The sequence below is a fragment of the Acaryochloris sp. 'Moss Beach' genome, assembly GCF_021497025.1.
GTDB classification, from domain to species: domain Bacteria; phylum Cyanobacteriota; class Cyanobacteriia; order Thermosynechococcales; family Thermosynechococcaceae; genus Acaryochloris; species Acaryochloris marina_A.
The window spans coordinates 3,753,966-3,778,913 of the sequence record NZ_CP071717.1 but is presented as its reverse complement, the minus strand read 5'-3'; the positions used below and the strand labels follow the sequence as shown (position 1 = coordinate 3,778,913).

General features: G+C 47.8%; 20 protein-coding genes, 2 pseudogenes and 1 riboswitch. Of the genes and pseudogenes, 9 read left to right on the top strand and 13 right to left on the bottom strand.

What is annotated here, in order from left to right; genetic code table 11:
* Window positions 1–166 precede the first annotated feature (166 nt).
* Window positions 167–964, top strand: coding sequence for an RNA polymerase sigma factor SigF (locus HRE53_RS17845; protein WP_212664627.1), 798 nt, complete (start codon window positions 167–169; stop codon window positions 962–964).
* Window positions 965–2,013: 1,049 nt separating this feature from the next.
* Window positions 2,014–2,100, top strand: a riboswitch (cyclic di-GMP riboswitch).
* A gap of 38 nt (window positions 2,101–2,138) precedes the next feature.
* Here HRE53_RS17845 and HRE53_RS34455 read toward each other — a convergent pair.
* Window positions 2,139–3,609, bottom strand: a pseudogene (locus HRE53_RS34455) (sugar transferase).
* Between the two features lie 308 nt (window positions 3,610–3,917).
* Between HRE53_RS34455 and HRE53_RS17835 the strand changes: the two are divergent.
* The 3 genes from HRE53_RS17835 (at window position 3,918) to HRE53_RS17825 (ending at window position 8,460) form a co-directional block, all read left to right on the top strand.
* A complete protein-coding gene (locus HRE53_RS17835) occupies window positions 3,918–5,102 on the top strand; it encodes an RtcB family protein (protein WP_212664625.1) in 1,185 nt (394 codons plus the stop codon).
* A gap of 58 nt (window positions 5,103–5,160) precedes the next feature.
* Complete coding sequence (ruvB, locus tag HRE53_RS17830) at window positions 5,161–6,276, top strand: Holliday junction branch migration DNA helicase RuvB (RefSeq protein ID WP_235111155.1); 1,116 nt, start codon at window positions 5,161–5,163, stop codon at window positions 6,274–6,276.
* 243 nt (window positions 6,277–6,519) lie between these two features.
* A complete protein-coding gene (locus HRE53_RS17825) occupies window positions 6,520–8,460 on the top strand; it encodes a tetratricopeptide repeat protein (RefSeq protein WP_235107409.1) in 1,941 nt (646 codons plus the stop codon).
* 175 nt (window positions 8,461–8,635) lie between these two features.
* Here the strand turns inward: HRE53_RS17825 and HRE53_RS17820 are convergent, their stop codons facing one another.
* The 3 genes from HRE53_RS17820 to HRE53_RS17810 are packed head-to-tail and all read right to left on the bottom strand — an operon-like array spanning window position 8,636 to window position 11,305.
* Window positions 8,636–9,076 (bottom strand): hypothetical protein, encoded by a 441-nt coding sequence (locus tag HRE53_RS17820; RefSeq protein WP_235107408.1) that lies wholly within the window; start codon window positions 9,074–9,076, stop codon window positions 8,636–8,638.
* A 4-nt stretch (window positions 9,077–9,080) separates the two neighbouring features.
* Window positions 9,081–10,622: a phosphate ABC transporter substrate-binding/OmpA family protein gene (locus HRE53_RS17815; protein WP_235107407.1), complete on the bottom strand. Its 1,542-nt coding sequence runs from the start codon at window positions 10,620–10,622 to the stop codon at window positions 9,081–9,083.
* 2 nt (window positions 10,623–10,624) lie between these two features.
* Window positions 10,625–11,305 (bottom strand): PspA/IM30 family protein, encoded by a 681-nt coding sequence (locus tag HRE53_RS17810; protein ID WP_212664619.1) that lies wholly within the window; start codon window positions 11,303–11,305, stop codon window positions 10,625–10,627.
* Window positions 11,306–11,978: 673 nt separating this feature from the next.
* On the opposite strand from HRE53_RS17810, the gene HRE53_RS17805 reads away from it, so the two are divergent.
* Complete coding sequence (locus tag HRE53_RS17805) at window positions 11,979–12,971, top strand: sugar ABC transporter substrate-binding protein (protein ID WP_235107406.1); 993 nt, start codon at window positions 11,979–11,981, stop codon at window positions 12,969–12,971.
* A gap of 19 nt (window positions 12,972–12,990) precedes the next feature.
* Here HRE53_RS17805 and HRE53_RS17800 read toward each other — a convergent pair whose 3' ends face one another.
* The 3 genes from HRE53_RS17800 to HRE53_RS17790 form a co-directional block, all read right to left on the bottom strand.
* Window positions 12,991–15,576: an AAA-like domain-containing protein gene (locus HRE53_RS17800; RefSeq protein ID WP_235107405.1), complete on the bottom strand. Its 2,586-nt coding sequence runs from the start codon at window positions 15,574–15,576 to the stop codon at window positions 12,991–12,993.
* Entirely contained in the window at window positions 15,563–16,891 is a 1,329-nt protein-coding gene (locus tag HRE53_RS17795) for an AAA-like domain-containing protein (RefSeq protein WP_235107404.1), read from the bottom strand. Before HRE53_RS17795 ends, HRE53_RS17800 begins: the two co-directional genes overlap by 14 nt.
* 164 nt (window positions 16,892–17,055) lie before the next feature.
* The gene (locus tag HRE53_RS17790; protein ID WP_235107403.1) at window positions 17,056–17,748 is read right to left on the bottom strand and encodes a YgcG family protein; all 693 of its coding nucleotides are present in this window, start codon (window positions 17,746–17,748) and stop codon (window positions 17,056–17,058) included.
* 320 nt (window positions 17,749–18,068) lie between these two features.
* On the opposite strand from HRE53_RS17790, the pseudogene HRE53_RS17780 reads away from it, so the two are divergent.
* Both HRE53_RS17780 and HRE53_RS17775 read left to right on the top strand, forming a co-directional pair.
* Window positions 18,069–19,578 (top strand): annotated as a pseudogene (locus HRE53_RS17780) (FAD-dependent oxidoreductase).
* Window positions 19,579–19,656: 78 nt separating this feature from the next.
* A complete protein-coding gene (locus tag HRE53_RS17775; RefSeq protein WP_235107400.1) occupies window positions 19,657–19,878 on the top strand; it encodes a hypothetical protein in 222 nt (73 codons plus the stop codon).
* Between the two features lie 40 nt (window positions 19,879–19,918).
* On the opposite strand, the gene ung is transcribed toward HRE53_RS17775, so the two are convergent.
* From ung to HRE53_RS17745, 6 genes are all read right to left on the bottom strand, one after another.
* Window positions 19,919–20,620, bottom strand: a complete 702-nt coding sequence (gene ung, locus HRE53_RS17770; protein WP_235107399.1) for a uracil-DNA glycosylase — start codon at window positions 20,618–20,620, stop codon at window positions 19,919–19,921.
* Between the two features lie 163 nt (window positions 20,621–20,783).
* A complete protein-coding gene (locus HRE53_RS17765) occupies window positions 20,784–21,059 on the bottom strand; it encodes a hypothetical protein (RefSeq protein WP_235107398.1) in 276 nt (91 codons plus the stop codon).
* Window positions 21,060–21,223: 164 nt separating this feature from the next.
* Window positions 21,224–21,661 (bottom strand): T6SS immunity protein Tdi1 domain-containing protein, encoded by a 438-nt coding sequence (locus tag HRE53_RS17760; protein ID WP_235107397.1) that lies wholly within the window; start codon window positions 21,659–21,661, stop codon window positions 21,224–21,226.
* A gap of 9 nt (window positions 21,662–21,670) precedes the next feature.
* Window positions 21,671–22,522 carry a DMT family transporter gene (locus HRE53_RS17755; RefSeq protein ID WP_235107396.1) on the bottom strand — a complete coding sequence of 284 codons (852 nt, stop codon included), beginning with the start codon at window positions 22,520–22,522 and terminating at the stop codon, window positions 21,671–21,673.
* A 154-nt stretch (window positions 22,523–22,676) separates the two neighbouring features.
* Window positions 22,677–23,324: an alpha-ketoglutarate-dependent dioxygenase AlkB gene (locus HRE53_RS17750; RefSeq protein WP_235107395.1), complete on the bottom strand. Its 648-nt coding sequence runs from the start codon at window positions 23,322–23,324 to the stop codon at window positions 22,677–22,679.
* Between the two features lie 55 nt (window positions 23,325–23,379).
* Window positions 23,380–24,075 carry a hypothetical protein gene (locus tag HRE53_RS17745; RefSeq protein WP_235107394.1) on the bottom strand — a complete coding sequence of 232 codons (696 nt, stop codon included), beginning with the start codon at window positions 24,073–24,075 and terminating at the stop codon, window positions 23,380–23,382.
* A gap of 148 nt (window positions 24,076–24,223) precedes the next feature.
* Here HRE53_RS17745 and HRE53_RS17740 point away from each other — a divergent pair, with 148 nt between their 5' ends.
* On the top strand, window positions 24,224–24,502 hold the full coding sequence (locus HRE53_RS17740; RefSeq protein ID WP_212664608.1) for a hypothetical protein: 279 nt from the start codon (window positions 24,224–24,226) through the stop codon (window positions 24,500–24,502).
* Window positions 24,502–24,894: a hypothetical protein gene (locus HRE53_RS17735; protein ID WP_235107393.1), complete on the top strand. Its 393-nt coding sequence runs from the start codon at window positions 24,502–24,504 to the stop codon at window positions 24,892–24,894. The genes HRE53_RS17740 and HRE53_RS17735 overlap by 1 nt, the downstream gene beginning before the upstream one ends.
* Window positions 24,895–24,948 lie beyond the last annotated feature (54 nt).

Below are 24,948 nucleotides of genomic sequence, written 5' to 3'. Positions count from 1 at the left end.
CCCGAATTATTACCGAATGTAAATGGACTGTCCGGGAATCTACTTACGTAATAACGCGTAGGCTTCTTCCATTTATTTTTAGAAAGTCCCGTATATTAACGATGGTTTTTCAAGTTCAGTATCTCGATAATGATTTCCAGGTACAGGACATCAGGACGATTAAACTATGGCTTATCAAACTTCCTTACAGTCCCAAACAATGGAGATGCTGGTTGCTTATCGCCAGAAACCTTCTGTTCAGCTCCGAAACCGCTTGGTCCGCTTGAATATGGGATTAGTCCGCAAGGTAGCTCACCGCCTCGCTCACCAATGTGCAGAGCCTTACGAAGATTTAGAGCAATGTGGTTTCCTAGGATTAATTACTGCCATCGAGCGATTTGATCCCACCCAAGGTTATGCATTCAGCTCCTTTGCTGTTCCTTATATCAGAGGCGAAATTCTTCACTTCTTACGGGATCGTGCCAATACTGTTCGCATCCCTCGTCGATGGCAGCAGCTGAGCCGCGATGGTGCAAAAGTTCGCCAGGCATTGACGATGGAACTCGGACGTCATCCCAGCGATCAAGAAATTGCCGACGAACTCGATCTGTCAATGCAGGAATGGCGAGCGGTTAAGTTAGCCGCCTCTAATCGCGTCCCTCTCAGCTTGAATGCTCGTGTCTCTTCCGGCCATCATCAACAGTCCGACTCCATGATGACCCTAGGGGATACTCTGATGGATGCTCGGTGCCAAATTATGCAAACCAACCAAGAAGATCGGTTGGAACTTCAGCAAGCACTAGATCAGCTAGAAGATCGCACCCGAGAAATGATCGAGTCAGTGTTTGTCCATCAACTCTCTCGACAAGAAGTGGCTCAGCGTATTGGCGTTAGCCCCGTTACGGTTACTCGCCGAATTAAGAAAGGCATTGATGAGTTAGTCGGTCTTTTGCAAAAGTCTGCTGCAATGCAAATGGAAGTCTAGTTACGTGTGTAAGTTTTAGACCTAACGGGTCTTTGAGATCAACCAGGGTTTATTCCATCTCAGGATAGATGTGCACTGAGAGGATGAGTCGCGAGTTGCAGTCAGTGATCATACGCTAATCGTCTGTTTCATACTCCTAATAAGATTCCGGCTATGGATAGCAGACGTATTCATGATATTCACCACCGCAGGTGCCCATGGACCTCGGGTTCTCGCTGACATATCTACTGTGATCACTCCTATCTTTTATAGCCAATCCCCACAATGGTTTAGGGGAAATGAATTCAGCAACATTTACCAGCCTCTGTGATCATTTTGAATAAGAACAATACTCTTTCAATATGGGACCCCAAAGTTTCACTTTGATCGGCTGATAATGTGCAACGTTTGCCCAATAAGACGATCTAAATTTAGCCAGAGGTGTTTAAAGATCGCAGTATGAATTGAATCCCCCTTCAACGGTAGTCCTGCTGATGCGGATGATGCGATCGCAAATTGGTATAGATGTGTTCGAACATCAGACTCTGTTGCTACTTCTGAAATGCGAGTAGGGGGTCGTCACTGATATAGGAACGCTTTGTGCACCCACTTCAGCATTTTTAGTGATAGGAGTTTTTAGATCAATCACCAGGGTCTGTGCTCTGGAATAGCTGAGAATTGAAAGGACCGACGATTAGCCCAGAATAAGACACCCATTGGTTTAATGAAGGGATCGTGCCAACGCTAAATGTTGAGGCTAAGCAATGAACAGCTCGTTCATTGCTGCACGACAACTGGCACTTGTTGAAGGGTTTGAAGATAAGCGAATGTGATTTATATCACTTTTTAGGTCTGGCAGAATAATCAAGCATCCTGTAATGTGAGAACTGATTTTGTAAGGGAATGTTAATCTACTGTAATCCTTTCCCATAAGTCTTTTCACGCTTTTTTATTCATTTCTATAGGGCAAATTAAATAGAAATTTAATGGCTATTTGTAGTCATGGAGAATAAATCGGTTTATACTCGTATACAGATGGGCTATCGATCCCCCCGTATAGCTCAGTTAAGTCCTCGAAACGGCAACTTGTCTCGAAAGAGCAAGACGCAAATTAGCGAGTCTACCCCTTTACAGGCATGATGGTCGTTAATACCGAAGGGACTTTATTTTTATGGTGGGTACTTTTCCCTACAATTTAGTACGCCCCATAGCCAAACAACACTATTCTTGCCGTTTCCACCAATATCTCAAGGTCCAGGTTTAGGGACCAGTTATCGATGTAATACAGGTCTAGGCGGGCCGCCTCATTGAAGTTGCCAACTTTTGAGCGACCTGAAATCTGCCATAGTCCCGTCATGCCAGGGACAACATGGTGGCGAATATGATGCCAGGAGTCGAACCGTTCTACATCTCTAATGGGCAATGGACGAGGCCCCACAAGGCTCATTTGTCCTAACAGGACGTTGATAAGTTGCGGTAGCTCATCTAGACTAGTACGACGTAAAAATTTGCCCAGCTGAGTCAGGCGTGGGTCATCTTTGACCTTGAAGAGAATGCCATCTTTATTTTGATTTTGGGATTCTAGCTTGGCTTGTAAGGCCTCTGCATTGACCACCATTGTCCGAAACTTCCACATTTGGAATATCTGCCCCCCCCAGCCCTACCCGCTCTTGGCAAAAGAAAACTGGCCCAGGAGAGGTGAGTTTTGTGGAAAGGGCAATGCCTACAAATACAGGAACTAATAGTATGAGGAGTCCTAGAGCAGCACCCATATCAATGAGACGCTTGACTTGATAATCGAGTCCACCTAATAGCGGTGCTTCCGTGCGTAACGTGGGAATATGGGCAAACATTTCAGGAATACCCCGCCGATGGAGCATTTCCACGCTAGATGGCAGCAGGCGGAGAGTAATGCCTTCTCGCCTGAGTTGCCAATACAGCATGGAAGCTAAATCGGTTTGGGGCAGACCTTCTGCAAGCACTTCGACGGCAGAGGTCTTGCAGATCAACTGCATCATGCTATTGGCATTGGCGGTAGCAGAGAGGGCAGCGCCGACGATTCGATATTGTGACTGCTGCTGGATCACTTGGGCAAGGATGGGTAAGCGGTCGGCAGGTGCAATGATAAAGACAGGAATTTTACTGCGGTGGAATAGGCCGATTTGTTCTAAGACAAGGGTAGTAATGAGTCGTAAACCAATCACCATCACCACACTGCTGAACCAAGCAGTAAAAAACAGTGATCGTGGGGCATCCAGCTTGGGGTCATAAAAATAGCTGATCACCAATGACCATAGATAGGTCAAACTGACTAACTGGCCTGCCCGAACATAGTGTTTCCAGGCTCCCGAGGTGTTGTAAAGTCCTCCACAGGCAAGAACGATGACCATCATGCTGGAAAACGCCCAAAATAGACTGGGAAGTCCTAGCCAAGACCACCCAATGAGTTGGGGGGGGATGGGAGCGTAAAACTGATTAAACTTAGCGGCAATTTCCCAAGCAATACCTAGTGCTACGAAATCACTCACTAAAAGAGCGCTAATTCTTGGCCAGCGACCCATCAAGCCTTTGGCAAATCTGAGTTTTTGAGGGGCTCGAATATCGCCAGTGGAGGGTTCTATAGAGTGAGGTAATTTAACCACAACACTTGAATGGGACAACGCCATAACTTATAGACTTCAACCTAGCAGCTAAATGCTGCCCACATATACCTTGTCTGGCCATACTTCAGAAATATTGCTGTAACCATTCCCCTGGGGTGATCGTTCCCTTCTGTAGGCGGTAATTCAACATACTCCAGTGATGGTGCGTTGAAATGGGTGATTGGGCTGAGGTACTAACTGAGGGAAAGAAAAGTTGCCGAATATCAAAATATTATGTAGTATATATACTACAACATTTCCTGCGATCAGTCACAGGATGGTCTGGGAAATGTTGCTATTAATCTTTTATATCTCCGAATGGGGGTGCAACCATGTCTTACCAACCACTTAAGTTGTCAGCACCAAAGTCTGTTCTGTCCTGGGCCAATCATGATCTGGGACCTGCAGAAACCAAAATGGCGAAGAATGTTGCTTCCCTGCCGTTTGTCTATAAGCATGTAGCCTTGATGCCGGATGTACATCTCGGTAAAGGGGCTCTCGTGGGATCTGTGGTTGCCACAAAGGATGCGGTCATTCCTGCGGCTGTAGGGGTGGATATTGGCTGTGGCATGGGAGCAGTGCAAACCTCTTTCAACGCCAATCAACTGGATAGCAAAGTCCTCAAGCAAATCCGGCTGGATATTGAGGCAACGATTCCAGTTGGTTTCAATCAAAATGATGAGGCAGATAAGTCGGTCTACAATTGGCAGCGTTGGCAGGACTTTAAGCATCTCCATTCCGGAGTACAGCACCTGGAGAAAAAAGCCCTACGGCAGATGGGCTCCTTGGGAGGGGGTAACCATTTTATTGAAGTCTGTGTGGATACGGACGATCAGGTGTGGCTGATGCTGCATTCGGGATCTCGCAATATTGGCAATATGCTGGCCCAAAACCATATCAGAACGGCGAAAGAGCTAGCCAAACTGGCTGAGATGAAATTGCCGGATCTAGATTTGGCCTACTTTGTGGCTGGTACCTCTGAGTTTGCTGCCTATTGGCGGGATTTACAGTGGGCTCAAGACTATGCTCGCTATAACCGTGAGGTGATGATGGCTCGCTTTAAGCGAATTGTGGAGAAGCATTTGGCTGGGGGCAAGCCTACCAAGCCGGTGTTATCCGTCAACTGCCATCACAATTATGCGGAGCAAGAAATGCACTATGGAGAGCAGGTGTATGTCACTCGTAAAGGGGCCGTTCGCGCTCGTCAAGAAGACTATGGGATTATCCCTGGTTCCATGGGAGCGAAGTCCTACATCGTCAAAGGTAAAGGGAATCTGGAAAGCTATTGCTCTTGTAGTCACGGTGCGGGACGGACCATGTCTCGGACGAAGGCGAAAAAGCACTTTACCCTGGATGATTTGATTGAGCAGACTCAAGGGGTGGAGTGCCGCAAGGACAAGGGGATTCTGGATGAAATTCCAGGAGCCTACAAGCCGATTGAAGAGGTGATGGCAAATCAGGCTGACTTGGTAGAGGTGGTTGCAACCTTGAAGCAAGTGGTCTGTGTAAAAGGGTAGTGGGGGATGTGGGGGGATGTCCCACCCACTGCCTTCGCCCGCTATGATGGAGGCTATTATGGCCATTGTCTCCTCTAAGCAATCTCCACAACCCGATGAGCCGAAAAAGCCATCTCAGGCGAAGTCTGCCAAACGGTCTAAGCCTGAGCAGACGGATGCTTTATTGCAGCCTGAAGCGGTAAACGAAGAATCTGTGGGCAAGCAGGATGATAAGCTGCGGCCCCAAAAATTTGATGAATATATTGGTCAGCGGGAACTGAAAGAGGTTCTGGATATTGCCATCCAGGCCACTAAGTCGCGACAAGAAGCCCTAGATCATCTATTGCTCTATGGGCCGCCGGGACTTGGGAAAACAACGATTTCGCTGATCTTGGCGTCTGAGTTAGGGGTGAATTGTAAAGTCACGAGTGCACCTGCCCTAGAACGGCCCCGTGACATTGTCGGTTTGCTGGTCAACCTGCAGCCCCGTGATATTTTGTTTATCGATGAAATCCATCGGCTGTCGAGGATGACGGAAGAGCTGCTCTACCCAGCCATGGAAGATTTTCGGCTAGATATCACGATTGGCAAGGGCCAGTCAGCACGAATTCGCAGTTTGCCCTTAAAGCCTTTTACTTTAGTCGGGGCCACCACTCGGGTGGGGGCGCTGACGTCACCCCTGCGAGACCGATTTGGCTTTGTTCAACGGTTGCGCTTTTATGAAGCCGATGAGCTGGAGCAAATCGTGTTGCGGACGGCGGATATTCTCAAGGTCTCCATTACCCCAGATGCGGCAGCAGAAGTCGCTCGACGATCCAGAGGCACGCCTCGTATTGCTAACCGCTTACTGAAACGGGTGCGAGATTATGCGGAGGTGAAGTATTCGGGGGACATTACCCCAACTATTGCCAAGGAAGCGTTAGAGCTGTTTAATGTCGATCCTTGCGGATTGGACTGGACGGATCGTCGGCTACTGACGGTGATGATTGAGCAGTATAACGGTGGCCCAGTGGGGGTAGATACTCTAGCTGCGGCGACGGGGGAAGATTCCCAGACGATTGAAGAGGTCTATGAGCCATATCTGATGCAGATCGGCTATCTGAATCGTACGCCTAGAGGCCGAGTGGCTACTCCTGCGGCTTGGACCCATTTGGGTTATCAACCGCCCGATGAACAAATGCGATTAATCTCCTAAGTCTTTAGGGGCTGGTAGTGAATGTGCTACAGCAGGATGTCTGTGATCGAGTCCACTTGTGAGAGTGATATCTCTCATATTTTGTGGTGAGGGAAACTCCTATGATTTCAGATGTATCTGCATAACCTCATTCAGGTTGACCTAATAAATAGACATGGGGGCAGACAGGCTTTTTCCTGATTTTCATCAATGCTGTTGCTTCTTAATTACTGGCTTTTTACACGACGGAAGGATGATTAACGCATGCGTCGATTTACGCTGCCCCTTGCATTAGTCTTGGCTTTATCGGCAATGCCCAGTCGGGCTCAGTTAAAACTACAACTTGCGTTTCCACCGTTTCCACCACCGACGGAAGCAGAATGTGCCCAGGACTGGACTGGGATGCAGGCAGATCTGGAAAAGGCTTTAGCCAAAACCCCCAAGCATGAAATTGCGGGGGGATATCACGCTCTGGGGCAGGCATTCGAAAACTGTCAAAAATTTGATGAAGCGATTGCTGCTTTTGAACGGGGGAAGACCTTGCAAAGCTGGCATGCCCAGTACCAGTTCGATATTGCTAGAGTCCGAGTTAGACAGAAAAAACTCACCCAAGCCCTCAATATTTACCGTCAATATCATCGCTCTGAATCGAAGCAGCGCTCTGCTCAGGAAATTGATGGGCTTGCTTACAATGATCTAGGTAAAAATTTGGTTGTGGTGGGCGAATTGGATCGTGCGATCGCAACCTTCGATCACGCGACCCGGCTTACGCCTAAGAATGCTGCAATTTGGAACAACTTGGGCCAAACTCAAGTGAAAGCCCAAAAACTTGAACTGGCCCTGAAGTCTTTTCGCCAGGCAGTTCTATTAAAAGAATCAACATCATTGTCCCCTAGGCAACTCAACGCTCGATCCTATCTTCAGGTGGGTAAGTTCTTAACTACGACTAAGCAGTTAAAAGAGGGGGTGCCGTTTTTAGAAAATGCTATAGCTCTCGATCCACAATACTCAGATGCCTATTTAGTCTTGGGTCAAAACTATGCACAGCAGAGACTTTGGGACGACGCTATTATCAATTACACTCAACAGATAAAACTGTCTCCTAAAAATAAGTTTACTCATACCCTCATGGGTGATGCACTGATCCGGAAGGAAGATTTGGAGGGGGCTTTTTCCCAATATCGGCAATTTTTAGGTGCGAATTCTTCATCTATAGAAAACGATCCCCAATTGGATGCTGAGGCGTACCAGTGGTTAGCAAAAACACTCAAAATACTCAATCGGTTAGAACCTGCGGTTGAGGCTTATCAAAGCGTTGTAGCGTTAAAACCCAAAAGTGCCTTGACTTTAAATGAATTGGGAGTTGTGCTGACTCAACTAGAACGTTGGGAAGAGGCTGTTGTTGTCTTGAAGAAAGCCCAAGATGTCTTGAAAGCGAGTCAAATGGATCAATCTCTCTCATTTGGTTCTGAGATCATTGCTGTCAACCTTGGTAGAGCTTTAGCAGGCAATGGTCAAGTAGAGGAGGCTCTGATGGTTCTCCGTCAAGCTGCTCAAGACTCAACAGAGAATCCCTTTATAGTGACGACCCTCAGTCGAGTGCTACTGCAAGCAGGTCAAACGCAAGAAGCTCGCCAAATGTTGAAAGCAGGATTAAAACAGGGTGGTTTTCCTTTGACTTTTATGGGTTCTGATCCAACTCCCAACGCGAAATTGGAAACGTTACTCGGACAGCTCTACTTTGATCTCAAACAATATGACTCGGCCTTAAAGCATTATCAAAAAGCGATTCAGATCGATCCAGAGTTTGCGGTAGGCCACTCTGTAGTGGGGACGATTCTGCGTAGACAGGGCAAACCTGATCAGGCCATTCCAGCCTATGAGAAAGCCCTTAAACTGCAGCCTCGTAACTTATTTTTTACTCACCAATTCCTCAGCGGGCGGGGGTTGGCGTTGCTGGCACAAGGAAAGGTGGATGCGGCTATTGCCGATTTAGAACAGGCAACTCGACTTAATGCCAACAACGTTGAGGCATTGCATGGGTTAGGAAAAGCGTTGCTTCAGCAAAATAAACCATCGGCCGCGATTCCCCATCTGGAAGCGGCTTATGATCTGAACCCTCGCTATCCCCAAGTTGCTGAAGATCTACAGCTTGCAAAGAGTCAAACTTCTACAGAGTCTGCTCCCATCCAAGAACCACAATAATCTGATCTAAATAACCAATGGCAACAGCTCTAGGTATCATCGGTTATTGGACAGTATGAGATCCAAAAGGATTGATGGGTGGTGTGCAACCGTTATCCAAGCCCGTTTACCCTACTCGTTGGAGCCCTATGCACGACGTTCTAGACTATTGGCAAAGAGTAATGGTCTTTGTTCCTTACAAAGTTTGATCAATTGTAAGGATGGCTCTTAACTCTTCTAACGATGACGTTTCAACGGATGAGAAATCAAAGCGGCACAAATTTTTGGTTTGCAGTTGCTTTCCCTGCTTAACCCCGGTATCAAAGATTTGGCAATGGTGCTGAGTGAATCGATAGTCCTGGGGATAGAGAAACCGAGAGACAAACTTAAATATCCCCAGATGAATCGGATGAAGGGAGCTATCATTGCCCATCGTGAAGCCAATAATAAAGGCTTCATCCTCTGGAGACTTCCCACGATTGAGCAACAGATGTAGATAATCATGCTCCTTTAGGGGAATCGCTCCCGCCAGAGCGAGGGGACTATCTGGATTTTCCAAGAGCCAGATGATCCAAGGCACCTCAGACTGCTGGATACCGCCAAAGTGCTGGTAGGCTTGGCGCAAAGACTCCGCCATCCCCCTATCCTCCTACCCGTCTGAGCTGGATCTCTGTACGTTGTTGGGCCGGACTCGTTGGGTTAATTCCGGGGAGTTGTTCAGAGAAGCCCTTGCCTTCTGCTACTAGAGTTGGCTGAACCCCTTGGGACCGGAGGAAATTTGCCACGACCTTGGCTCGCTGTTGACTCAAGGATTGATTCGTGACTGCAGACCCTGTTTTCGAAGTGTGTCCCACCACGTTAATGGCAATGGTACTGGGGTTGAATTCGTTGATCTCTTGAGCGAGGGCCTTCAGGGTGGATTGGCTGTCCCCGGATAACACCGCCGAACCTGTGGCAAATTTAACTTCGCCTCTGACCTTGAAATTGCCCACTTTTGGAGCTGCTTGAATCTGCTGTGGAGTGACCTTAGCTTTGGGGGTAGAAGACTTCTGGCCCCGTAGTACTTTTGCCAACTCAGGATCTGTGGCGGCAATAGATGCCACCACTTGTTCCGAATTGGTTACGGCCTGGGAAATAAAGTCTTGGGTATAGAGGTTACGAGGATTCTTGACCAACCCTGCCGTCTCTCCGGTAAGTGAAAGGACTGCCGAAGTTGCCTCAATTCGCTTGGCTAAGGTGCCAGACTTCATCCATTGATTGGTTTCTAGAGTAGTGAAAAAGTCGATACCCTTCGACACTGAAGTGGCATCCTGAGTGGATAGATTGCTATCTTTGCCAATTTGTTGGCTAAGGGCACCTGAATCACGAATGAGCTGATCCGTATGTTGGTAGTAGAGAGTTAGAAACTGACTCAGATCTTCGGGACGTTTTTGAATCAGCTGATTGCTGGCAACAATGACGTCAATAATGGCATCGGGAACGTCGCTACTGGAGAGAACTACTGTGTTGCCCTCTTTGCGGGCTTTGGAAACGAAGGGTTCCCAGAGAATTGCGATCGCAACCTGCGAATCAGACTTCAACAACTCATAGGCCTGGGTGGATTCTTCCACTTCCACCACTTCAAAATCCGACAAGCTTAACCCTTCAAACTTCAAATCCAGCAGCTTGGCCAGATATTCACTCGGGGTGCCTGCAGAGTAAACCAACTTCAGGGGAGCCGAGGCGGAGGCGCGCACCTTGGCAATATCATTCAAACCTTTCAGTTGAGGATATTGCTGGGTATTGAGGACCACGGCATCCGCGCCCACAGTTTTATCAATGAGGCCGACGATACGGCCTTCAGGTTGATGCTTCAGATACTGATCCAGCGTGGTGACAATAATGTCAGCTTCACGACCGAGGGCTTTTGCTCTAGCGGCTTGATCGAATTCATCCTGATACCGAATGCCAAGGTCAGCCTGGGTGATTTTGGCAGCGAAGGGATCGGCTCGCAAGGTGCTGTAGCCGGAGAAGGTGTCACCCAGTACAGTCAGCTGTCTGGCTTCATTGCCATAGGCGAGTTGAGTTAGGGGAGAATTTTTTCCCAATTTGATGGCGTTAAAGCTCATATATCCACCCCCACATATGAGTAATGCGGCACCGATATAGGCGATGGGGGGTAAACCTTTTCTTTTAACTGTCATTCTTATTGGTCCTTGCTTTCTGCAGTGTTGGTGGCTTGTTTCGCCTTCAGTTGGGCGAGGCGATCTTGGGCATGGAGGGATTTAATCGCTCTGGATGTTCCCTTAAGCTCTCCCTGTACTTCTGAGGTGGCCTGGGCTTGGATATTGCGCCGCTTGATAGCTTCTTGGGATTTTTCAAACCGTCGCATCGCTGATTGGTTATCGATGCCAGCTGCTTGGTTAGCCCGCTCTAAGGCTTGGGTGACCCGCATGGTCGAAGCCCCCATTTTTTGCTGGGCCTGCATCTTTCTCAGCTCCAACTGGGCCTCTTTCATACGGGTTGTTCCTTCCGCTAAGGTTTGTTTGGCAAATAACACCTGTTCTTCTAGCTGTGGACGATACTCTTCTAGAACATCCAGTTCGGCTAATACGGCCAGGGCGGCATCATCTTCACCGGCAGCCACTAGCTGCTCCGCTTGGTCACTGAGGGATTTCACCTGTTGCTCGGTCTCATCATGTAATCGAAGTGCCTCAGCTAATGCGCCCTTTTGTAGCCCCACCGAATCTACGAGGGTTTGAAAAGCCTGGGTGAGATCGTCAATGCTGTCTTCACTGACTTGGGCTGCGATTTCGCCCCCTGCCTCGATTGGCTTCCCCCATAGCCAATTCCAGGTGGCTCTGACGACTGTTTTTGTGCGATTCATATTTTTTTACGTAATCCTCTAGATAAAACTGTGAAATCTCTTAGCTTTTCTTGTTGAGAAAATAATGGTGAATTATTTTAATTACTCCTAGAAATCGATGATATTTTTTTATATCTTAAAAAAGAAGGAACTCTTGCTTTTGCGACTTTCACTTTATGGGTTTTTCCTTCGTTTGTGTGGTCATGAATATTAGAAGCATTGAATTTGATTAATGCTATAGAATCTGTGTTTTCAAACGTTTCTCTGCAGTGAAAATAAGATATCGAGAAGATGTTCTATTAATGACCCGCTCTGCTTTTCTAACGATGAACATGACATGATCGTGGATCATTTAGTGAAAAACTGGATAAGCAATTAGTAGGATTGCAATGAATGAAACTGTAGCTAATGATTGCTAAGTTCATTCTAGATTTGTGTATTGAATTGCTTTGTTTCTTGAGCCTTGGATTTTGATTTGTAATCTTGACTTACTGCTTTCTCCAAAGTTAAAAAGCCATTTATTAATCTCTCTAATTCAGTTGTTGCTCTCATTATCTGTAATATTTTTGTGATCAACAATGAGGTTTTTTCTGCTATTTCAGGAGTTGGAATCAGCTTTTTCTGGTTTTTTCAGGTTGCAATTTTAAGAGCGATATAATTCTTCTGTGCTGAAGTTCATGCTGTTGAGGGTCTTGTGCGTCGAACGATTGTGATCTGTCTATTGCTGGTGATGATGGTTGCTTGCCGGCTGTCGCCCTCGACAACAGCACCTTTAGACAATCCAACCCTGGTGCAGACTGAAGCTAAGACTCTAAATCTGACTTTGATTCAGCATGCGTCCTGTCCCTGGGCCTATTTTTGGTGTGTGGTAGAAACGGGTATCCATGATGCCGCCCAGGATCTAGGCGTTGAGGTGACGATTCGCCGTCCCCATACCTTTGACCCTGATGCGGTAACGCGATTAATTGAAGCAGCAGTCGAGACCCGGCCCGATGCTATTGGGGTGGCCGTAATTGATCCAGATCAGTTCCGAGCGCCCCTAACTAAGGCTGTGCAGAAGTTTAATATCCCGGTGATTGCCTACAATGCGGGTTCAGGACCAGAACAAGACAATATTCCCTACCGAGCCTATATCGGACCAGATGAACGGCAAGGTGGATACGAAGCCGGAAAGCGCTTATTGGCCGAGTCTCCGCCTGGTATTAAGGGAGCCTGTATTAACCACCAGCCCGGTGCTTTAAATTTGGAGGCTCGCTGCCAAGGTTTTTTCGATGCATTGAGCGAATCTGATATTGAAGCGGAGAGGGTCAACATTACGCCCAATCCAGCGGAATCAAAAAAAATTTTGCAGCGTTATCTATCAAAGAACCCCGAGACCGATCTCTTTTTGACTCTAGGTCCAGAAGCAGCAGTTCCCTTTTATGAGGTTATCCGCAATCGAAAAGGTGCCTATAGCCACGGCACCTTTGATCTTAGTCGTACTATCCTCACCGCAATTGAGCAGGGAACTACACTATTTGCCATCGACCAGCAGCCTTATTTGGAAGGGTATTTAACGGTGCAATGGCTCACCTGGATTCAACGCCATGGGTTTAGCCCCCCCAGTCCGATTATTTCCACTGGGCCTAGTTTTATCGATCGCAGTAATGTCAATCTGATTCAAGAGCAGGTAGGGCAGTTTCGGTGATGGGTATTTACAACATCTGCTAGGAACACACTTTGTTGGCCTGGGTGGCGTTAAGTGTTTTGAGGGTTTGACATCCTTCCTTGAGAAGCTGATCGAGAGAGTTAATGGGCCATTGATGGACATCCCCCATAACGGTTCCCACCAAAAGCATTTGTTGATCGGGGGTAAAGCTCAGGCTCGTGACTGGGCGACGGCTTTGCCATTGAGAAAAAATTCTGCCGTTGCGATCGCGGATCTGTACCGTTCCATCCCAGCCGCTAATCGCTAACCACTGGCCATCGGGGCTAAAGCGAATTTGAGTGATGCGTCCTTGTCCGTATCGCCATCGTTGAGGTGGGGTATTGGGGTGATCGAGATCCCAAAATCGAACAATGCCATCTTCGCCAGCAGAAACCAAGATTTTGCTATCAGGGCTGATATCCAGACTCCAAACCCAACCGCTATGTCCTTTCCATATTTTGTGAAGGTCCAGGGATTGAGCGTCATCCGATTTTGAGCAGTTAGCCCCTAAGCACAGTTGCCAGAGACGGATGGTGCCATCTTCCCCTGCGGTGGTCAACCATTTGCCATCGGGGCTAAAGCGAATATCCTTAACGGGGCCTTGGTGTTTTTGTGAAGTCTGAAACCGCTGCGTTCCCTCTAAATCCCAGAGGCGAACGGTGCCATCCCATCCTGCTGTGGCGAGGTACTGGCCGTTGGGACTAAAGCGAGTACTCCAAATGGCATCTTGTTGGGTGTTCCAATGTTGGAGGGCTTGCCCAGACGTGAACCAGAGGCGAACATTGCCATTGAGAGAGGCGGTGACGACCTGATCCTTTTTGGGATTAAAGTCCGTGCTGATCACCATCTCTGAATCGGGATGGGTGAGTTCCTGTTGGCGACTGTTTTGTAAGAGGCGGACCGAACTGCCCCAACCGGAGACGGCAATGGTTTTTCCATCCGGGCTAATATCTAAATCCCAGATCGCCTCTTCTTGCAGAGTCTCTAGATTCCAGCGGTCTTCTTTTTTCTGCTTGGAGTCTGGCCGTTCTTGGTCTTTCAAGAGTTGTTGCAGATCCAGTAGGGGTGTGGTGGTGGGATAGCTAGCAATTGGTTGCTCCTGAACTAGGTTGCGGAGTTTTTGCCCTGCTTGAATGGCGAGAAAGAGAGCTTCCGTTTGATTTTGATTTCGCTTGGCCCGAGCGACTTGTTTATGGAGTGTCGTTATCGTTGTTAGGGCTTGCTGGTTTTGATCCGCTAGCCAGCGATCGCTACCCCAGATAAGACCTCCAATCAATAATCCTCCCAAGCCCACAGCCGTCAGCAAGTTCCGCAGGAAAATGTTGCGCTGTAGTTTTTCTCGCTCTGCTTTGACCTGGCTCAGGCGAATAAAGTCATAGTCTTGATCGCTGAGGCTTTTGCCCACGGCCCAGTTGAGAGCTTGTTTTAGGGCCTTGCCCTCCAGGAGCTTATCTGCCTGGGAGTGAGATTGTTCCCAAGCATTAAATGCAGAGGCATAGGGGCGTAAATCTAGGAGGGTTGCCTCAATCCAGTGTTGATTAAAGATCTGACCATAGATGCGGTTATAGACCTGTAGGGTTCCAGCTTGGTCTTTCACCAGACCTGATAGGCGCAGCTCAATTTGCTCAGGGCTGCTTTTAGTGGTGACCTTGCTGTTCGTAATCTTTTGGTAAAGCCCCAAGAGCTGTACCGATTTATGATCGTTACAGAGGATGCGATCGCAAATCGTTCTCAAATGCACTGGCTCATCATGAGCTTCCCAGTTCTCCAGAATCTGAGTTTGAACCACCTGCTCTACTGTGATTTCAGGATTTGACCGAATGGATGACTCCATAAGCTGACAGAGCTTTTGGGTCAGAAAGGGCTGTCCTCCAGTCCAGTCCAGGATTTCATGGAGCACCTGGTCGGGGTCTTGAACCTTACCTCTAAAGCCCTGAGAGAGGGGGAGAGCTTCTTGAAACTGAAACCCTTCTAGATAGATGGCTTGGCCAATATTGAAGGGCGTCCGCTCATGGTCTTTCATCAGGGCAGAAGGCGTAGCTACCCCTAGCAGAGCAAAGGTGAGGCGTCGATAGGCGGGTCGATCCACCCGCTGATTGTAGAAGAACCGTATCAATGCCAGAAAATCATCAGCGGATACGTTCTGGCTAAGAATCAGATCGATTTCATCGATAAAAATGACGATGCTTTGCGGAATCCCTGGGAGTAAAACCTGCTCGATAAATGTATGCAGCCGCTGTACCGGAGTCGCCGGATCTTGCTGTTTCCACCAGGCTCGCCAGTTGAGGTCTAGTTGGCAGTCACTGACGAGGGCTTTGATAAAACCGCCATACCATTTTTCTGGGGTGATGCCCTGGGTGCCAAACCCAGTCAAGTCAATAGCTGCACAGACAACCCCCTCTTCCCGTAGCTTGTGCATGGTCTGTACTCGCAGACTGGATTTACCCATCTGGCGAGAATTAAGCACATAGCAGAACTCGCCGTTTTGCAGATGGTCATAGAAGGTGTTGTCGCTCTTTCGGGTGACATAGCTGGGGGCCGAAGCGGGCAGGCTGCCTCCTACCTGATACCGATAGTTCGGTTCCGCTACATTATGCGATCGCATCACGGTTTAGCTCTCGCTGGAAGTATTGCTGATAGAGGCTGCAGGAGGGCAACACGAGATTGCCCTTGAGCTGCACTAAGCCCAGACTTTGCAGGTGATAAATTTGCAGGGAGTTGAGTTCGATACCGGTGGGTGAATTTGCGATCTCAAGATAGGCAGCCGTTAAATCCTGGGATTGGATCAATTCTTCCCTCAACCGCAGCAGGTGGTTAAAGTAAATGCCGATTTCTTGATTGGAGGTCTCCAGAATCTCTTGGCAAGACTTGCCTTCAACGGCCCCTTTATAGAGGGCTAAATGAATCAGATAGGGATGCCCACCCACCCTATTCTGCAGACGCTCCACTTCTGATTGCTGCCACTGCAGTTCATAACGTGCTGCTAATGCCTGAACTTGTTCGACTGTAAATGGGGACAAGGTAATGGGTTCTCCCACATTCGTTAGGGGTGAATGGTTGATATCGAGAGAAACGTAGTCTTCCGTGGCATGGGTGATCACCAGCCGCACTCTTTCCCAGGTTGCCGAACTTTTAGACTTCTCATGCCAGCTTCTCAGCATCCTTAAGACGTCCCCCGCTACCTCTGGGTAAGGGAAAATTTGCTCAACGCTATCGAGGGCCAATACGAGGGACGCTTTCACATTGGGGAGCAGATAGTCTTCAAAATATTGGCTGCAGTTATCAATACTGGTGAGTAGCTCCGTGTCCCAATAGTCATCGAGCTGATTGTCTAGCCCTAGCTGACGCCCCATCTGGAAGCAGAACCAGCGTAGAAATCTTTCCAAGTCGTTGATGGAGGCTTGACTTGCCCACCGAAAGTCCAGGTAGAGGGTCTGGAGTGGATGGGCCTCCGCCGTTTTCAAGATCCGATTGACTAAGGAGGTTTTGCCCATGCCTTTGGCCGCCTTAATGCGGATTAAAGTCCCCGGATTCGTAATGATTTGGCTGCAGCGATGTTCAACCTCTGATCGGTGGATGTAGAACGAAGACTTTAGAGGGACTGGCCCCTCTGGATAGGGGCAATAGGAGGCTCGTTTTTCCTGGGATGGCTGGCGTTGATGCAGACGTTCCAGGGCGACTCGCAAATTAGACTTACTGACTTTTTCGTCCAAAGCCCGAGTGAGTTTCGCCCAAAGGGCGGGTGCAATATCACCGGCAATATAGCGATTGGAGTAGTCGAGTTTCTCAGCCATCTCTTCGTAGGTGAGACCTGCAAGACAGGCTTCTAGTACATCCACTTCGATGGTTCTTAGATACTCGTTATCGCACTTAAAAATGGCCTTGGTTGCAGCGTCGATAAGCTGTTCATGCTGTGACACAGCGCTTCCACTCCTATGGACCTCGTACTGGTAGCGGGCTAAGTCAATATGGGATTGGCTTGCTCTTAGCTGCTTTAAGTGTGGATGACAAGTGCCGCAACTGCAATCGGTTTTTTTCAGTATTTTTTAGGAGGAATCGCACCATACAACCTACATTCAGCAGGCTAGCTAGCAGAGCAGATAATATTTTTCACAGCCCTTCCCAAGGAACAGCAAGATAAGTTGCTGCCTGCTGTTGAGCTTGATGAATGTAGGTTCCGGCATACTTGAATCACATTTTTAGCGGCAAGGCCCATGAGTCCCATGACGATGAGAGAACCAATCACCACCATCGAATTAAAATGCTCTTCAACTCGCTTGTCAGGCTGATTGAAGGATGATGAGGCTGGATTCTTTAGGACTCTAATGATGGTTTGAGTGCCCTGCAGTATACCGCCATCAAAGTTGCCTTGCTTGAACTGAGGGGTCACCTGAGTTTGAATAATATTGCCAACTTGGGCATCCGGCAAGATAGACTCTAGGCCATAACCCGTTTCAATTTCGACCCGTCGGTCTTCCTTAGAGACCATAAACAACACGCCGTTATCTAACCCTTTCTTGCCGATGCCCCAAGTGTTAAATAACTTTGTCGTATATGCTTCGGGCGATGCGGACGGCTTGGTATTGGGGACGGTCACCACTGCAATTTCTGCCCCATTGGTTTCTTCTAATGCCGTGATCATCTGATTCAGCTTTGCTTCGCTATCAGGACTCAGCAAATCAGCCATATCCATCACCCAACCATTGTCTTGGCGAGGGTTGGGAACATCAGACGGTGCAATGGCTCGACTAGGAGTAGCCCAGGATAGCGATAGCATCAGGCTGAAGCCTAAACCAATGACTAAAGCCAGTAGAAAGTCGTTTAAGCAACATAATTTAAGAGACGCAGCATACAGGCGCGAAACCGACGAAAGTCATGGAAGTTCTAACATTCCCTACAATAATTACCTACAACACTTCTTGCTTCCCTCAAGATCCCTGAAATGGTAATTGATAGACTCTTGCAGCCTGTATATTTCTCGCTTGCTAAGGACAAGTCTGATACACAACTCTGCCCCATTTATTCGTGCAAAGACCGTAGATTTCATGTCATGGTAAATACGGTAATCGGTTACTAATCATTCAATCTCTAGACGCTATGACCTCAGACTCCAAAAAACGTGTTGTCGTCGTGGGTGCTGGCTGGGCTGGCCTCGGTGCTACCTATCATCTCGTTTCCCAAGGGTATGATGTCACCCTCTTAGAAGCAGGCTCCTATCCTGGTGGTCTCGTGGCAGGCTGGAAAACGGCTGGAGGTCGGCCCGTAGAAGCTGGGATTCACGGATTTTGGTACCCTTATAAAAATATTTTTTGGTCTAGTCGATGAGTTAGGACTCGATCCATTTACAAACTGGACGAAATCTTCTCAATATTCTCCTGCTGGACTGGAAGCGGTGTCGCCTATTTTTCAGAATGAACAGCGCTTACCCATGCCTTTGGGAACCTTTGCTTACCCTCAGTTTCCCCGCTTACCGCTGGTTGATCGGCTGTCCGCTTTTACGATGATGTATCCAATCATCGACTTTGATAATTCCGATGAGGCTTGGCGACGTTACGACTCTGTGACCGCCCGAGAAATGTTCAAGAGCTATGGCGTTTCAGCACGACTCTACAGAGATGCCTTTGAACCCATGCTGTTGGTGGGATTGTTTGCTCCGGGTGAGCAGTGTTCTGCTGCCGCAGCTTTAGGAATGCTCTACTATTTTATCCTCGCCCATCAGGCTGATTTTGATGTGGTTTGGTGTCGGGGCACAGTGGGAGAAAAGATTTTTAAACCCTGGTGCGATCGCATCACCAATGCAGGGGGCAAAATCCTCACCCAACGTCGAGTTACAGATGTGCGACTCAATGATCAAGGCCAAGCGGATGCCGTGATTTGTGGAGATGAAATATTTGAAGCCGATGCCGTGATCTTCTCTGTGGGGGTTTCCGGGATGAAAAACATCGTTCGCGGCAGTTCTACACTACAAAAACATCCTCAGTTCCGAGACATCATGAACCTGGGTGCAGTGGATATATTAGCCACTCGTCTCTGGTTCGACCGCAAAGTCGATGTTCCCCAACCGTCGAATGCTTGTTTTGGCTTCCATCCCACCACAGGTTCTACCTTCTTTGATCTCAATGCCCTCCATGATGACTATCGCGATCAGCCTGAAACGGTGATTGAGGCAGACTTCTACCATGCCAATCAATTCCTGACTATGGAAGACGATGAGATTATTTCCATGGTCCAAAAGGATCTCACCACCTGTTTACCCGATTTTCGAGAGGCGAAAGTGGTAGATTCCAGCGTGATTCGCTTACCCCGAGCGGTAACTCACTTTGCACCGGGGAGCTATCGGTATTTGTTACCCGCTCAAACACCCATTAACAACTTATATATGAGTGGTGACTGGGTGGTGACTCGCCACGGATCTTGGTCCCAAGAAAAAGCCTATGTTACGGGTCTGGAAGCGGCCAATCACGTGATTAGCCAATTGGGGCAGGGGGCTCCTGCAGTAATTGCCCCGATTGAACCCGATGAACCTCATATTCAAATGGCGCGTTCAGTGAATAAAACGCTGCGAGAATTTCAGAAGACCTTATTGCCCGAGTTCTTGCTGCCATAGATGCAAAATCTTACAAGAATGACCAATTAATCAAGTCTCGGTTAATCTAAGACTCGGAACGATGTATGCGATCGCATCTTGATACACGAGAAACTCTATGATCGTGACACAGGCGTTCAAACCTTGCTCAATGCCTTTGATCGAGTGGCTAAGGGTACCTCAGAATTGATGGTGATCGCGGGTGCTTCGGATATTGGCAAAACAGCCCTCGTGATGGGTAGATTGATTGAGTATCCCCGATCGCCATACCCGAGATCTCAAAACGTCTTGATGTCACTCAACTGTGGGCTAGGTCTATAACCCTAAAATGAACAGTGCCAGTCATTCTTAGTCGACGCCACTATAGGGACCAAGAAATAGGTTCAATACCGTTTTTTTGCAAATATGCATTGGCTTTGGAAAAATGCTGGTTGCCAAAGAAACCCCGATGGGCAGATAGCGGTGATGGATGGGGCGAGGTCAGGACTAGATGGCGCCTGCGATCAATAATTTTCCCTTTTTGTTGCGCATAGCTGCCCCACAGCAGAAAGACGAGATTTTCGCGTTGCTGGTTTAAGGCGCTGATAATAGCATCGGTAAATTGCTCCCAGCCTTTACCCCTATGTGAAGCAGCCTTATGCTGTTCCACGGTTAGGACGCTATTGAGTAGTAGTACGCCTTGGTCTGCCCAGCTTTGCAGGCAGCCATGTCTGGGTGGTTTAGTGCCTAGATCTTGTTCAATTTCTTTGAAAATATTGACTAGAGAAGGGGGTGGGGCAACGCCCTCTGGGACGGAAAAGCATAAACCGTGGGCTTGCCTGGGGCCGTGATAGGGGTCTTGTCCAAGAATCACAACTTTGACTTGCTCAAAGGGGGTGCTGTCCATGGCATTAAACATCAGCGAGCCACGGGGATAAATCGTTTTGCCAGCAGCCTTTTCTGCTTTGAGAAATTGTTTCAGCTCCTGCATATAGGGCGTGGCAAATACGTCTTCCAGCACTGCTTTCCAGCTCGGCTCAAGTTTAATCGAGCTGTTAGAAGTGGGGGTAGCTTCTGTCGTCATAAGAGGATTCGTATTTTAATGAAGGAGAAAACTCGCTGAATTGGTTTTGTTGTTAAAGGTACAAACGCGCAAAGGCTATTGAGCATCAGTCAGCTGGGCTGAAACTAAAGGGAGGATTTGACTATGCATCACACCTATAAACCTACCTACATCATTAAAATTATCAGCTCTTGTCTGCGTATGGTTCCAAAAAATACTCATAACAACCAAAATCAAATATGACTTGATTCAGTAGCAAACGACTCAAATACCTAACGTGCTCTTCTTTTAGCGGATAGACAAAAATCATCTCTGGATCGTCAGAAATATCAAGGCCAAATTCTATACTGAAGTTTCTGGGGTCAAAGTCTATGAGCTTGTGCTCTTCAATAAAGCTGTCTCCTTGGCGTTCATAGACAGATAAGTAGTGACAAGATTTATGGGCTTGAGACTTTAGCATCTGTGAACAATATGCCTGATAACAACTGATACCAATTAGCACCTAAGAGTGTAATTTTGATTATTTCCTAAGCCAACTTAGTATTGGGTTTCACAAGTTGGAGAGTTACACCTTCAGGCACAGCTTGGTATGACATTAGAATTCAGCGAAGCTGCTGGACAGGCTCAGTCAGTGGTTGTGAATTTAATCTTTGTACCGTCTGGCAAGTCTTTTATCTTTTTTGCAAGATCGCCTGAGAATTCGATGACTTCTGCACGAGTTATAGTGCCGATATTTTCTCGATTGTATGATCCACCCAAAATACTAGGAACTTTCAGGCAGTAACAGCACTCAGGTGGAAGCTTGCCATAGAGTTCTTGCCCTATTTCAATCAGTCTAGACATCTCCCAATCGGTATGAAACTCTTCATCCTTAGACAGGTCGTCCATCTCTTCAGCATTTGCAGCGATGATTTCACAGTACATATCTTCAGGACAAATTCGCCAATATGCACCTATATCATCTAGAACAAGCAAATTTCCAAAGTCATTTTGCGCGATAATCTTTACCGCTTGAATCCCACACCAACTCCAAGATGTCTGAACTGTGAAAAGTAAATCCATATCCCGAACTCAGGTTACTTCGGTTTGAGGCTTCTCCAAGATTGCTAGAGCAATTCCTCCAAGAATGGTACAGGAAGAAACGAACAGGCGCAGGGTCAGGTGTTCACCGAGGAAAAGCATCCCTCCTGCAGCAGCAATGACAGGCACACTGAGTTGGACCGTCGCCGCAGATGTTGCGGTCAAATCTTTTAGGGCCGTGTACCAAATGGTATATCCCAGACCTGAGGTGACTGCGCCCGCCGCGACTGCGTATAAACAGCCTGTAATGGTTAACGTAGCGTCAGAAAACATCGACAGACTTAGCCCCACAGTAAACGGGACTGCTCTTAAAAAGTTGCCAGCCGTCATGCCCATGGGATTGCTAGCAGTTTTACCTCGTAAGGAATAAATTCCCCAGGCCACACCCGCAGCCATCATTAGTCCAGAACTCAGTAGTGGGGGAGCAGAGAGACCTGGCAACAAAAAAATCACCAGCCCCACCAGCGCCAAGATAAAACCAGCAATTTGCTGTTTCTTTAAGCGTTCTCCCGTCCAAAATCCATATCCCATCATGGTGACCTGTACTGCCCCAAAGAGTAGTAAAGCCCCCGTACCTGCAGATAGCTGGATGTAAGCAAATGAAAAGCCCGCCGCATAAATAAAAAGTGCCAAAGCAGAGGGCCAATTACCTTCAGCTTTAAGGCCTCCACCCTTTATTTGCGTGATCAATCCCAACATAATCGCACCGGAGACGATCCGAATCGAGGTGAATGTTGCTGCATCGATAGGAGTGGCTCTAAGCGCTAACCTACACAGGATAGAATTTCCGGCAAAGGCAAGCATGGCTAGTAAAGTCAGGGGAAAGACCCGTGGATGAGACATCCAATCAGCAACCCATTATTTTAAAACGCGACTTCACTCAATCTTATAGGAGCTTCTCCATTGGGTTGGTGGGTAGCGATTGGAGACTCTGCTGCGATTGATGCCAATTTCTGAAGACAGGGGTGATTAGGAAGCTCCCATCAAACCTTGTGATTTAATGAATCACTCGAAACGTTAGATTAATCCTCGGATCAACTGGTCTTTTAGTTTTGGGCACATAATGTTGCCAGAAATGCTGCGTTGGGCCTTGCATTAGGAGCAAGCTACCGTTGGTTAAATGGAGTTCAACTTTAGAGATTGATTTATCCATTTTATGTCTTAGCAAAAATCGTCGGCAGCCCCCCAAACTCACTGAACCGATGACCGGATTAGGTCCCAACTCCGGTTCATCGTCACTATGCCAGCCCATGCTGTCCTGTCCGTGACGGTAGAAATTCAACAACACACTATTAAATTCAACTTGGGCAATAGGCTCAATTGCTGCCTTGATCTGGCGCAACGTCGATGTCCAGGGCAAAGGCTCCATGCGAATACCGGAATAGCTATAGGTTTTACCTGGATCGCCATGCCAGGCCGTTAATCTAGGCAAAAAGTGATGACGGCCAAAGATGGTGGCTGAGTCTTGTCGCCATGCAATTTCTGCTTCCAGGGCTGCAAACATTTGCTCACAGCCTGCAGCGTTGAACAGACAGGGGTAAAACAAAACCTCTGCATCAGGCATCTGTAGCTGTTGAGCCTGACTGTCAGAGGTTAATAGAGAAAGCTGATGGGGTGGGGGATTGGGTTGATGGGGTTTTTGCATTCAGCTCAGCACCCTAATCTCTGTACTCATGATCTTAGGGTGTCTGAACGAGTGTTTACGATTTGGGAACAACGATTTTAAATTCGTACCCTTCGAACTTATTGATGCTGTTGGTAAATTGGGCGGTGGCAAATTTAGGCCCCACCCAAGTCACAATTTTCTTTTCAATTTTCTCAGGCTCGACTTCGCCATACTTTTCAGCAAAAGCTAAAGCAACTTTGTCATAGGGATGGTCTTTTTTGATAGACGGATCGAATAAGAGTGAAACACTGTATAAAGTGCGCTTTCCATCTGGATCTTTTTTGTCTTTGAGGAAGCTGAATTTGTACTTATCAACACCTGGAACATCATTGGCAGGGACTTCGCTAAAACCAAACTTGGAGATCTTTTCAGCTCCAGGCACAATCTTGCCCACTTCTTCGGGACTCATTCCCCGCTTGAAATCATATTCCGAGAGGGTTTTGGGGAGCCATCCATCATCTTCAGTGCCAATGATGGCCGCCAGATCGACTTTTCCTGAACTGGCTGAAGAGGCTAGGGTTTCGGTGCCGGAGCTGTCCGCACTTTCCTCCGTTGTAGCGCTGGGATCAGCAACCGAGCGATCTAGAGACTCTGTCGAGGTGTCGGACGCTGGCGATTCAGTGTCTGAGGGGGCTTCTGTAGTGCTGCAGCTGATCAATAACCCAAGACTAAGGGGAAGTAGGGCTAAAGCAATCGATTTTCGTTTAGGAGTCTGAGTAAAGCGATGCATATTGTACCGTTCATTCCTACGGTTCTAATTCTGGCAACCTTGAGGCAATTTGCCAAATCTAGACGAGTAGTTTACCGATGGCTAAATGGGCTGGTATTCTCATACCTAATAGGACTGCCCTTTATGAATTCTAGAAGGTAGACGACGTATGGATAGCACTGCTATTGCTGTGGTTGAGTGGGTGATTAATCTGGTGCGAGCTTATGCGATCGCAGGTTTGATCTTCGCTTTTTTGTTCGTCACCTTTTTGGTCAAGCGGGTCGATTCTGGCGCTCAAGGTTGGGCCCTTGGATTTCGAGTTTTAATTATTCCTGGCGTGGTAGCATTTTGGCCGATGTTCGCGATTCGGCTGTTGCGAGGCAAAGGTCATCCCACCGAAAAAAATGCCCATCGACTAGCCGCTAAGCAAAGTGCAGGAGCCCAATAATGGTCATTTCTCGCCGGCAGGTTCACCTCTATTCCTTTGTAGTTTTGGCGATTGTGCTGCCCCTCTGTTTTATTGCGGGTTTAGTCTGGCGACCGACCTTCGCTCCAGTGGACTCCTCCGCGGACGCCTTATTTCAACGAGCAGGATTTGTCCCGTACTTTGCTTGGGAAAATCAGGGGTCGAAGCGCAAACCCACTTTGCTCAAACAAGAGAACATTCAACTCCGGGTTGAAACATTGTTTGCTCAAGATGGCAGCGATGTCTTTATCAATATTCAGCCCCAGTCTGATCTCCAATTGCCGGATGTGTTGGTGTATTGGCAGCAGGGGAAGCCACCGGAGGAACTGAGTCAGGATTCTATCTTGTTAGGGGGCGTTGTCAGGAGCATCTAATCGTCAATTTCGGGTTCCAGACGCGATGCAGGGCCAAACGGGACACCTACTGTT